General features: G+C 60.0%; 10 protein-coding genes. 4 read left to right on the top strand and 6 right to left on the bottom strand.

Going from position 1 to position 11497, the window contains the following annotated elements; all coding sequences use genetic code 11:
- Positions 1-150: 150 nt before the first annotated feature.
- The 6 genes from QMX97_RS29645 to acs form a co-directional block, all read right to left on the bottom strand.
- A complete protein-coding gene (locus QMX97_RS29645) occupies positions 151-915 on the bottom strand; it encodes an ATP-binding cassette domain-containing protein (RefSeq protein ID WP_010208310.1) in 765 nt (254 codons plus the stop codon).
- A 27-nt stretch (positions 916-942) separates the two neighbouring features.
- Entirely contained in the window at positions 943-2055 is a 1113-nt protein-coding gene (locus tag QMX97_RS29640) for a succinylglutamate desuccinylase/aspartoacylase family protein (protein WP_065909205.1), read from the bottom strand.
- A 1-nt stretch (position 2056) separates the two neighbouring features.
- Positions 2057-2755 (bottom strand): ABC transporter permease, encoded by a 699-nt coding sequence (locus tag QMX97_RS29635; RefSeq protein WP_065909203.1) that lies wholly within the window; start codon positions 2753-2755, stop codon positions 2057-2059.
- Positions 2752-3441, bottom strand: a complete 690-nt coding sequence (locus QMX97_RS29630) for an ABC transporter permease (protein WP_032886746.1) — start codon at positions 3439-3441, stop codon at positions 2752-2754. Before QMX97_RS29630 ends, QMX97_RS29635 begins: the two co-directional genes overlap by 4 nt.
- Positions 3442-3532: 91 nt before the next feature.
- Positions 3533-4318 carry an ABC transporter substrate-binding protein gene (locus tag QMX97_RS29625; RefSeq protein ID WP_065909201.1) on the bottom strand — a complete coding sequence of 262 codons (786 nt, stop codon included), beginning with the start codon at positions 4316-4318 and terminating at the stop codon, positions 3533-3535.
- A 700-nt stretch (positions 4319-5018) separates the two neighbouring features.
- On the bottom strand, positions 5019-6974 hold the full coding sequence (gene acs / locus QMX97_RS29620) for an acetate--CoA ligase (protein WP_065909200.1): 1956 nt from the start codon (positions 6972-6974) through the stop codon (positions 5019-5021).
- Positions 6975-7372: 398 nt separating this feature from the next.
- Between acs and QMX97_RS29615 the strand changes: the two genes are divergently transcribed.
- The 4 genes from QMX97_RS29615 to QMX97_RS29600 all read left to right on the top strand — a co-directional run bounded on the left by QMX97_RS29615 (position 7373) and on the right by QMX97_RS29600 (position 11363).
- Complete coding sequence (locus QMX97_RS29615) at positions 7373-7642, top strand: DUF2790 domain-containing protein (RefSeq protein ID WP_027607759.1); 270 nt, start codon at positions 7373-7375, stop codon at positions 7640-7642.
- A 136-nt stretch (positions 7643-7778) separates the two neighbouring features.
- Positions 7779-8642 carry an AraC family transcriptional regulator gene (locus tag QMX97_RS29610; protein WP_065909199.1) on the top strand — a complete coding sequence of 288 codons (864 nt, stop codon included), beginning with the start codon at positions 7779-7781 and terminating at the stop codon, positions 8640-8642.
- A 131-nt stretch (positions 8643-8773) separates the two neighbouring features.
- Entirely contained in the window at positions 8774-10042 is a 1269-nt protein-coding gene (locus tag QMX97_RS29605) for a DUF1479 domain-containing protein (protein WP_282398085.1), read from the top strand.
- Positions 10043-10079: 37 nt separating this feature from the next.
- Positions 10080-11363 carry an ABC transporter substrate-binding protein gene (locus QMX97_RS29600; protein WP_065909193.1) on the top strand — a complete coding sequence of 428 codons (1284 nt, stop codon included), beginning with the start codon at positions 10080-10082 and terminating at the stop codon, positions 11361-11363.
- Positions 11364-11497 lie beyond the last annotated feature (134 nt).

Raw genomic sequence — 11497 nt, 5'->3', positions numbered from 1 at the left:
GAGCTGGCTTGCCTGCGATGGCGGTGGGTCAGTGAGCACATCTATTTCTGATACACCGCTATCGCAGGCAAGCCAGCTCCCACAGGGGATTGAGGCCAAATCTCAAGACTGCGAAGCATGCACTAAACCGGTGCACAAAAGCAGTCTTGACTATTTCAAGCTACCGGAGAGGAACTGCTGCAAACGCTCGGACTGCGGGTTCACCAGCACTTCGCGCGGGTTGCCGCGTTCTTCGACAATGCCTTTGTGCAAGAACACCAGTTGGTTCGACACTTCACGGGCAAAGCCCATTTCGTGAGTCACCACCACCATGGTGCGGCCTTCCTGGGCCAGGTCCTGCATGACCTTGAGCACTTCGCCGACCAGCTCCGGGTCCAGCGCCGAGGTCGGCTCGTCGAACAGCATCACCTCAGGCTCCATCGCCAGGGCACGGGCAATCGCCACGCGCTGCTGCTCGCCACCGGACATATGGCCGGGGAACGCATCCTTGCGATGGCCCACGCCGACCTTGGCCAGGTAGTGCTCGGCCTTTTCACGCGCTTCTTTCTTCGACACGCCCAGCACATGCACCGGCGCTTCCATCACGTTTTCAATCGCGGTCATGTGCGACCACAGGTTGAAATGCTGGAACACCATCGACAGGCGCGAGCGCATGCGCTGCAGTTGTTTAGGGTCGGCGGCCTTCATGGCGCCGTCCTTGTTGGCCACCAGTTTCAGCTCTTCGTTGTTGAGCAGAATCTTGCCGGCGTGGGGTTGCTCAAGCAGGTTGATGCAGCGCAAGAAGGTGCTTTTGCCCGAACCACTGGAGCCGATGATGCTGATCACATCACCGGCCGCGGCGGCCAGGGACACACCTTTGAGCACTTCATGACTGCCATAGCGTTTATGCAGGTCTTGGACTTCAAGTTTGTACATGCGGTCGGTTCTCACAAAAACAGGTGGTCAGTCGTTGAGCAAGCGCCCGTGACGCAGCGCTTCGCGCCCCGCCACCTTGGCCAGCCAGAAACCCGCTTGGGCATAACGTAGCCGTTCAACGGCAAACAGCACCCCCGAGGTGCCCGCGCAAAGCGTGCTGACGCGGTCTTCCAGGGGGTCAATCACTTCAAAAATCGGTTCGCCCTTCTCGACCCAGTCACCGGCCTTACGCAGGTAACTGATCACCCCGGCGTGGGGCGCGAAGAGCAATTCGGTGCCTTCAAAAGGCAGGCCTTCACACGGCTCGTACTGCGGCGCCGGCCATTCGCCCTTGATCAGGCCCTGCTCGGCCAGAAACGCGAGGATACCTTCGGCATGGAAGATCGCCTCGTCGCGGCCGGTGTCGGCCTGGCCGCCCAGTTCCAGGGTGGTCGCCAGGCATGCCAGCGGCACCTGGGCCTCGGGGAACGCCTGGGACAAGCGCAACCATGGCAATGAACAGGCCTCATCGAACGAGCTGCCGCCGGAGTCTTCCGCCAGCAGGCCGACTTTCACATTCAAGTGCGCCGACAATGAGCGCCACTGCGGCCAGTGCTGGGGCAGCGCGTACATATGCAACGCGGCCTCGGCATCGCAATGCAGGTCGAGGACGATGTCGGCAGTGCAGGCATGGCTCAGCAACAGGCGCTGCATGCCTTGCAACTGGCTGCTCGGCGCCGGCAGTGCATTCAACGTATCGGTCATGGCCTGGCGGATCATGCGCACGTTGGCGTGAGGGTCATCACCCAACTTGCCCTGGAGCAACTCGGCCACCGGCGCGCTCAACTCGACGAAATCGCGGTTGAAGTTCTTGCCGCTGCCGATTTCGAAACGCCCCTGGTGACTGCCTTGCAGCAGTTGGCCCAGGCCCATCGGGTTGGCCACCGGCACCAGTTCGATCACGCCATTGAGCGCGCCTTGCTGTTCCAGCTCGGTGAGGCGTTTCTTCAGCTCCCAGGCGGCGCGCATGCCGGGCAATTCGTCGGCGTGCAGGCTGGCCTGGATATAGGCCTTTCGCTCGCCTTTGCCGAATCGGAACACGCTCAACTGCCGCTCGCACCCCAGGTGACCCCAGGGCAGCCGGTGATCAATACGTTCCATATCAGTGCTTCCGTGGAGCCAGGTAGCTCAGCCAGCGGCGCTCGGCCAACTTGAACAGGCGCACCAGGATGAAGGTCAGGCACAGGTAGAACGCGCCGGCGGTGATATAGGCTTCGAACGGCAGGTAGAACTGGGCGTTCACCGTGCGTGCGGCACCGGTGATGTCGATCAGGGTGACAATGGACGCCAGGCTGGTGGTCTGCAGCATCATGATCACTTCGTTGCTGTACTGCGGCAGCGCGCGGCGCAGGGCCGACGGCAGCAGGATGCGGCGATACAGCTTGTAGCGCGACATGCCCATGGCCTTGGCCGCTTCGATCTCGCCATTGGGGGTGGCCTTGAGGCTGCCGGCAATGATTTCAGCGGTGTAGGCACTGGTGTTGATCGCAAAGGCCAGGCACGCACAGAACGTGGCGCTGGACAGCAGCGGCCACAGGAAGCTCTCGCGCACCGCATCGAACTGGGCCAGGCCGTAGTAGATCAGGAACAGCTGCACCAGCATCGGCGTGCCACGGATCACGTAGGTGTAGAGCCAGGCTGCGCCATTGACGATCGGCTGCTTGGACACGCGCATCAAGCCCAGGGGCAAGGCGGCAAGCAGGCCGAAGAACAGCGAAAAGGCCAGCAGTTTCAAGGTGGTCACCAAGCCGCCGAGGTACAGCGGCATGGCATCCCAGATGACGTTGTAGTCGAAGATCATAGATCAGCCGCCCTTACGCCTACCGAGTAGCGCTTCTCAAGATAACGCAAGGCCAGCAACGATACGCTGGTGATCACCAGGTACATCGCCGCCACTGCGAGGAAGAAGGTAAAAGGCTCGCGGGTGGCATCTGCCGCCTGCTTGGCCTTGAACATCATGTCTTGCAGGCCCACCACCGAAATCAGCGCGGTGGCCTTGGTCAGTACCAGCCAGTTGTTGGTGAACCCGGGGATCGCCAGCCGAATCATCTGCGGCACCATCACCCGGAAAAACACTTGGAAACTGCTCATGCCATACGCAAGGCCGGCCTCGGCCTGGCCCTTGGGAATGGCCATGAAGGCGCCCCGGAATGTCTCCGAGAGGTAGGCGCCAAAGATGAAACCCAGGGTGCCGATACCGGCGGCCAAGGGGTTCAAGTCGATATAGTCGTCATAGCCGAGCATCGGCGCGACGCGGTTCAGCAGGTCCTGGCCGCCGTAGAAAATCAGCAGGATCAGCACCAGGTCGGGGATCCCGCGGATCACCGTGGAGTACAAGTCACCCAGCCAGGCCAACCAGCGCACCGGCGACAGGCGTAACGCGACCCCGATCAGACCCAGAACAATGGCCAAGGCCATGGACGACAAGGCGAGCTGAAGCGTCAACCATGCGCCATCGAGGATGACGGCCCCGTAGCCTTTCAACATGATTCAGGTCCTCGAAAAGGGGGATGAAAAAATGGCGCAAACCTCAGGAATTCTGTTGCTTGCGCCATTCTGGACAGACAGCTGCGACGAGTTACTTAGGGTCAGCGCCGTAAATATCGAAGTCGAAATACTTGTCCTGGATTTTCTTGTATTCGCCGTTGGCACGGATCGCGGCAATGGCAGCGTTGATGCGGTCCAGGTTTTCCTTGTCGCCTTTACGGACGGCAATGCCGATGCCGTCGCCGAAGTATTTGGCGTCGGTGAACTGTGGGCCGACGAACGCGTAGCCTTTGCCGGCTGGAGTCTTCAGGAAACCGTCCTGCAGCAGGGTAGCGTCAGCCACGGTGCCATCGAGGCGACCGGCTTCCACGTCCAGGTAGATTTCGTTCTGCGAGCTGTAAGGCACAACCGTGGCGCCTTTAGGGGCCAGGACTTCCTTGGCGAAGCGATCGTGGATCGAACCGCGCTGCACGCCGATTTTCTTGCCTTTCAATTCATCCAGGCTGTCGCTGACCTTGGTGCCTTCCTTCATCACCAGCTGCGCTGGGCTCAGGTAGTAGCGGTTGGTGAAGTCCACGGACTTCTTGCGGTCTTCAGTGATGGACATCGACGACAGGATCGCGTCGATCTTGCGCACTTTGAGCGCAGGGATCAGGCCATCGAATTCCTGCTCGACCCACGTGCACTTGACGTCCATCTGCTTGCACAGGGCGTTGCCGATGTCGTAGTCAAAACCGACGATGCTGCCATCGGGAGCTTTGGAGGCAAACGGAGGGTAAGCCGCTTCGATACCAATCTTCAGTGGCTTGCCTTCAGCGAAAGCCTGCATGGACAGCACGGACAGCGCCAGGGCGCCCAACAGCACGAGTTTCTTCATCTTGGGACTCCATCGGTATAGGGCAAAACAGCAGTATGAGCCATGGCCCACGATGCGACTTAAGGGAAACCGAATTGCGGTGCTGCGTCCTACGCAGGTGACGACCTGCGACGACGAGCGAGTGATCGGCATTCTAACGACAGGCCGGAAGCCGATATTTCCTCAATGCGACAACAATTTACAGAAGCACCGAGAAAGCCGTTCCAGCACATTGACAGCCTCTGAATTTTATGCAGAGACAAAAGATATTAAACCTGTTGATGCTGCAAATTGCGGGCCTATTATTCGCAAACCCTTCTAGCACGGCAAGTCTGGCGTTTAATCTTATTTCTTGGGGTGTCTAAAACGCGCTTTTTCGGGGCAATGTTGTAGCACTTTGCCTCAGGTTTGGGCGATGGGTTACACATTTAGGGCTCTCGGTAACATTCAGAAACGTCCTACGCACGAAGTCGATATTTATTGGCCTGCGCATAGATCGTTCCCACGCTCTGCGTGGGAATACACCCTGTGACGCTCTGCGTCACGCCTCAAGAGCAGACGCGGAGCGTCCAGGGCGGCATTCCCACGCGGAGCGTGGGAACGATCAGCACTCCCGGCATGAAATACATTCCAAATGGGGGAGCTGGTTTCGCCAGTGATAGCCAACAAAAAAGCCCCATCCAGCTCACGCCAAATGGGGCCCTGTCCCACCTACCCCGCCTTACGCGACGTTCATGGTCTTGTGCGTCTCGATCAAATGCGCCACCACACCCGGGTCCGCCAGGGTGGAGATGTCGCCCAGCCCGTCGTACTCAGCCGTGGCAATCTTGCGCAGGATACGCCGCATGATCTTGCCCGAACGTGTCTTCGGCAAGCCTGGCGCCCACTGGATCACGTCCGGCGAAGCGATCGGCCCGATCTCCTTGCGCACCCAGTTTTTCAGTTCCAGGCGCAGCGCTTCGTTCGGCTCCTCGCCGTTCTTCAGCGTCACGTAGACATAGATGCCCTGGCCCTTGATGTCATGCGGCACACCGACCACCGCCGCTTCGGCGACTTTCGGGTGGGCGACCATGGCGCTTTCAATCTCGGCGGTGCCCATGCGGTGGCCGGACACGTTCAACACGTCGTCCACGCGACCGGTGATCCAGTAGTAGCCGTCCTCGTCACGACGCGCACCGTCACCGGTGAAGTACATGCCACGGAAGGTCTTGAAGTAGGTGTCGACGAAACGGTCATGGTCGCCGTACAGCGTGCGCGCCTGGCCCGGCCACGAATCGAGGATCACCAGGTTGCCTTCGGCAGCCCCCTCGATCAGGTTGCCGAGGTTATCCACCAGCGCCGGCACCACGCCGAAGAACGGGCGTGCCGCCGAACCCGGCTTGAGCGCATGGGCGCCCGGCAGCGGGCTCATCATGTTGCCGCCGGTTTCGGTCTGCCACCAGGTGTCGACAATCGGGCAACGCGATTGGCCGACGTTCTTGTAGTACCAATCCCAGGCTTCCGGGTTGATCGGCTCGCCCACCGAACCGAGCAGGCGCAGGCTGCTGCCATCGGCACCTTCGCAGGCGGCGGTGCCCGAGGCCATCATCGCGCGGATCGCGGTCGGTGCGGTGTAGAGGATATTGACCTTGTGCTTATCGACGATCTTCGCCACCCGCGTGATGTCCGGGTAGTTCGGCACGCCTTCGAACAGCAAGGTGGTGGCGCCGTTGGCCAGCGGGCCATAGACGATATAGGTGTGGCCGGTGACCCAGCCGACGTCGGCGGTGCACCAGTAGATTTCACCCGGGCGGTAATCGAACACGCGCTCATGGGTCAGGGCCGCGTACAACAGGTAGCCGCCGGTGGTGTGCTGCACGCCCTTGGGCTTGCCGGTGGAACCGGAGGTGTAGAGGATAAACAGCGCCTCTTCGGCGCCCATCTCTTTTGGCGCACACACGGTGCCCGCCACTTTCATCAGGTCTTCGTACCAGATGTCGCGATGCTGGTTCCACTTGATGTTGCCATTGGTGCGCTTGCACACAATGACTTTCTGGATGCTGCTGGTTTCCGGGTTGGTCAGGGCGTCGTCGACGTTGGCCTTCAACGGAATTTTCTTACCGGCACGGATGCCTTCGTCGGCGGTGATCACTACCTTCGACTTACAGTCGATGATGCGACCGGCCAGGGCTTCCGGGGAAAAACCGCCAAACACCACCGAGTGAATCGCACCGATGCGGGTACACGCCAGCATGGCGACCACGGCTTCGGGGATCATCGGCATATAGATAGTCACCACGTCGCCGCGGTGTACGTCCTGGCCACGCAGGGCGTTGGCGAACTTGCAGACTTCTTCATGCAGCTCGCGGTAGGTGATGGTGCGGCTCTCGGCAGGGTCATCGCCCTCCCAGATGATCGCCGCCTGGTCACCGCGCTCGGCGAGGTGACGGTCCAGGCAGTTGTAGGAAACGTTCAGGGTGCCATCGGCGAACCACTTGATGTCGACATGGTGATCGTCGAACGAGGTCTGCTTCACCGTGGTGAAAGGCTTGATCCAGTCGAGGCGCTTGGCTTGCTCGCGCCAGAAGCCATCGGGGTTGACCACCGACTGCTGGTACATGGCCTTGTAGGTCGCCTCGTCGGTCAGCGTGTTGGCTGCTACTTCGGGGCGAACGGGGTACAGGGAAGCCGCACTCATCTTTCTTACCTCGGTGACATAGTTGTTGTTGTATGGCCCCTGTTGTAGCCGGGGCTGCCCCATAGAACCATTCGACGATGGTAGTAACAAGCCCCTACAAATTGCCCTGCTATCCCCGTTTGCCGCTCTGGCCCGTGGCCTGCGGGGCTTTGCAGCTGTATGAAAAAACCTTTACCACACGATTGTTACAAAAACCGCCAATAGTGTTTATCAAAAGTACGGGTATATGAATATAACGCGCAGGCCTAAAATCAACTCCGCCAACACGGCACTGTGATTAACACCGTAACAGCCCCCACGAAGGCAACGTTAATCCGAACTCCCCAACTCTTAAGTTACACACGTGGCCTCACAAGGGCCCCGTGACCCCATTCGACCTAAAGAAGGTAATTGTACAAATGAAAGCTCTCGTAGTTATGGCCCTCAGCAGCTTGTGCGCCACCGCCGCCCTGGCCGATGAGGCCCCGACCGAGCTGGCCGGCCAGAACGCCCCGATTGTCGAAGACTACACCTATAGCACCAAGCTGGATGTGGCCAAAGTATTGTCCATGAGCACAATCCCGGAAGTTTGCGAAGTTGTGCCGGTCAAGATGGAATATGAAGACTCACAAGGTCAGCGTCATATTCTTAATTACCATGTAATGGGCAATGGCTGTTCGAACGGATAACAACTTAGTTAGTGTGATCTGCGCGTGATCTTATTTGCCGCAAGAAATCGTTCTTGCGGCGAGGCCCCCTCCCCTCGCTTGAATCGAATGCTACGATTGTGGCGTCGCCGCCTTCCCTGTACGGCAGGATGCATTCATGCGAGCCAGTTTCGAGAAGATCCCCACCGAGGCCAATACCTCCTGGACCCTGCTGAACCGCAGGCTGCCGGAGGCGATCCCGTTTGAGTGGCATCACCATCCCGAATACGAACTGACCCTCACCCTCAATAGCCGCGGGCATCGCTATATCAGCAACGATGTGGCGCTCTACGACGACGGCGATCTGGTTCTGGTGGGTCCGAACGTGCCACACAGTTGGTCGTCCGCCGAACGCATTGACCCGACCCAACCGCACGTCGCCCTGGTCATCTGGTTTTCCGAGGCCTGGGCGGAATCGCTGGTGCGCCTGTTTCCCGAAATGGCCCCGACCCGCGCATTACTGGCGGCAGCCCAGCAGGCGCTGAGTTTCAGTGACAGCACCTCAAGGGTCCTGCGCCCGGTGATCGAAGCCATGGTCGAGCAGGATGCATCGCAGCGGCTGATCTCTTTGCTGACCGTGCTCAACCTGTTGTCACGAGACGTCGCCGCGCAGCGTATTGCGGTGGAAAACGCCGCGCCTCAGGTAATCGAGGACCCGCGCATACGTCGCGTGCTGGATTATCTGCATGCCCACTACGCCCAGCCCGTGGGCATTCCGCAATTGGCGCAGATGGCATGCGTCAGCGTGTCGGCCCTCCATCGCATGTTTCGCAAACACACACGCTGCACAGCGCTGGACTACATCGTGCGCCTGCGCATCGGACATGCCTGTGCACTGCTGATGCAGGGCAACCTGGCGGTCAGTGCCATCGCAGAGCAGGTCGGCTATGTCTCCCAGGCGTTGTTCAATCGCCAGTTCAAAGCGCTAAAAGGCCTCACGCCTTCGCAATTTCGCGCCCAGCACGGGCATCACTTCCAGTAACCAAGCCGATTCTTCCATTCACGACGCAACAAACGCCACAATCGTACTGCTCAACGCGTCTAACCGGACTGCTGCCCAGGCAGTCCCGGTGATTCCATACCTGTATGCATAACAACAATACAGGTCACCCCATGAGTAAATATCACGCCTTCGAAAGTCCCGAGCTGCCGGACAACTACCGGCGCAACATCGTCGACATGAAGAAAACCCTGCGCGCGCAGATCGGCGATGTGAACGCTTTGTTTGCCGAGGTCAGCGCGTTCATTGCCGATGAAATCGCCTCGATCAAAGCCCAGCAGGCGCTGAGCGGTTCGGCTTGGCCGGAACTGGATTTCGACACGATCGCCAACGGCCAGGTGACAGACGCGCAACGCGCCCTGATCAAGCGCAGGGGCTGCCTGGTGATCCGCAATCACTTCGCGCGCGAGCAAGTGCTGGGGTGGGACAAGAGCCTGCTGGACTACCTCGACAACAACCATTTCGACACGGTGTATCGCGGCCCGGCTGACAGCTTTTTCGGCAACCTCGACGCCTCCCGCCCGGAGATATTTCCGATCTACTGGTCAGACGCCCAGATGCAAGTGCGTCAGCACCCGCGCATGGGCGCTGCGCAATCCTTCCTCAACCGGTTGTGGACCACCCATTCCCAAGGCCAGCAATGGTTCGATCCGGACATCAACGCGCTGTACCCGGACCGCGTCCGCCGGCGCCCACCGGGCACCACATCCAAAGGCCTTGGCCCGCATACCGACTCCGGGGCGCTGGAACGCTGGCTGCATCCGGCCTACCTGAAGGTCTTCGACAAGATCTACCGCAATGACTTCCAGGCGTACGACCCATGGGATGCCGCGCATCGCACCGAGGTCGACGAATATGCCTACAAGGACACGGTGAAATGCTCGGCCTTCCGCACCTTCCAGGGCTGGACGGCACTGTGCGATATGCGTGCCGACCAGGGTGTGCTGCATACGCTGCCGATCCCCAAGGCCATGGCTTATATGCTGCTGCGCCCGCTGCTGGATGACGTGCCCGAGGATGAATTGTGCGGCGTGGCGCCCGGCAAAGTGCTGCCCATCTCAGAGAAATGGCACCCGTTGCTGGTACAGGGCATGACACCCATTCCGGACGTGCACGCCGGCGACTCGGTGTGGTGGCACTGCGACGTAATCCACAGCGTCGCCCCGGTGGAAAACCAGCAGGGCTGGGGCAATGTGATGTACGTCCCCGCCGCGCCCATGTGTCCGAAAAATCTGCGTTACGCCAAGGACGTGTTCAGGGCATTCGAGCAAGGTGTCTCGCCGGACGACTTCCCCCGGGAAGACTACGAGCAACAGTGGCAAGACCGCTTCACCCCTCGACAACTCAACAGCCTGGGCCGCAAAGGCCTGGGATTGGAATAAACATTGCTGTCCATAACAACAAAAAAAGGTATCCCCTATGAATCTCGTCAATCGCCTTGCCCTTGCAGTCTCTTTCGCCAGCCTCTGTACGCTCACCGCCCAGGCGGCTGAGAGCAAAGGCAGCGTCGAAGTCGTCCACTACTGGACGTCGGGCGGCGAAGCCAAATCAGCCGACGTGCTTAAGCAACTGATCGAAAAAGACGGCTTCACCTGGCAAAACAGCGCCGTCGCCGGTGGCGGTGGCGCAGCGGCCATGACCGTGCTCAAGACTCGCGCAGTGTCCGGCAACCCACCCTCCGCCGCGCAAATCAAAGGGCCGGACATCCAGGAATGGGGCAAGCTGGGCCTGCTGACCAGCATCGACAACGTCGCCCAGGCCAACCACTGGGACACCCTGCTGCCGCCGAGCATTGCCGAGCTGATGAAATTCGACGGCCACTACGTGGCCGTGCCGCTGAATATCCACCGCATCAACTGGCTCTGGACCAACCCCGACGTGCTGCGCAAAGCCGGGGTCGCCCATGCCCCGACCACTCTGGAAGAACTCTACGCCGCCGGCGACAAGCTCAAGGCCGCCGGTTTTATCGCGATCGCCCACGGCGGCCAGCCATGGCAGGACACCACCGTATTCGAAGGCCTGGTACTGAGCATCCTTGGCGCCGATGGCTTCAAAAAGGCCTTTATCGACAACGACGAAGCCACCTTCACCGGTCCGAAAATGACCGAAGTATTCGTCGCCCTGCGCAAACTGAAGACCTACATGGACCCCAACGGCGCCGGCCAGGACTGGAACATGGAGACCGCCAAGGTCATTAACGGTCAGGCTGGCATGCAACTCATGGGCGACTGGGCCAAGAGCGAATGGAGCGCCGTCGGCAAAAAGGCCGGCGTCGACTATGAATGCGCGCCCTTCCCCGGCACTCAAGGCATCTATAGCTACACCATCGACTCACTGGCGATGTTCAAGCTGTCGAGCAAAAACGATACGCCCGGTAACAACGCCGCCCGCGACGACCTGGCCAAGATCGCCCTGGAGCCGCAATTCCAAACGGTGTTCAACCAGAACAAAGGCTCGATTCCGGTCATCAAGGGCCTCGACATGAGCCCTTTCGACAGCTGCGCCCAAGCTTCCGCCAAGGATTTCGCCGAGGCGGAAAAGGCCGGCACGCTGGCGCCGAGCATGGCGTTCAACATGTCAACGTCCCAAGCCGTGCAGGGCGCGGTGTTTGATGTGGTGAGCAACTTCATGAGCAATAAAGATGCGGACCCGGCCAAGGCGGGTAAGCAGATGTTTGCCAGCATTAAAGCGGCGGCCCAGTAATCCGCGATCTAAACAACCGTCAAGGCCGCCACACTCCCCTGTGGCGAGCGGGCTTGCCCCGCGTTGGGCAGCGAAGCGGCCCCAAAATCAGGCGCTGAGTTCTCTCAGGAAAACCTCAGCGCCTTGACTGGGGC

The organism is Pseudomonas sp. PS01298 (assembly GCF_029959745.1).
Lineage (GTDB): Bacteria > Pseudomonadota > Gammaproteobacteria > Pseudomonadales > Pseudomonadaceae > Aquipseudomonas > Aquipseudomonas aylmerensis.
Note: the sequence above shows the minus strand (reverse complement) of the source record. Positions and strands in the feature narration are given on the sequence as shown.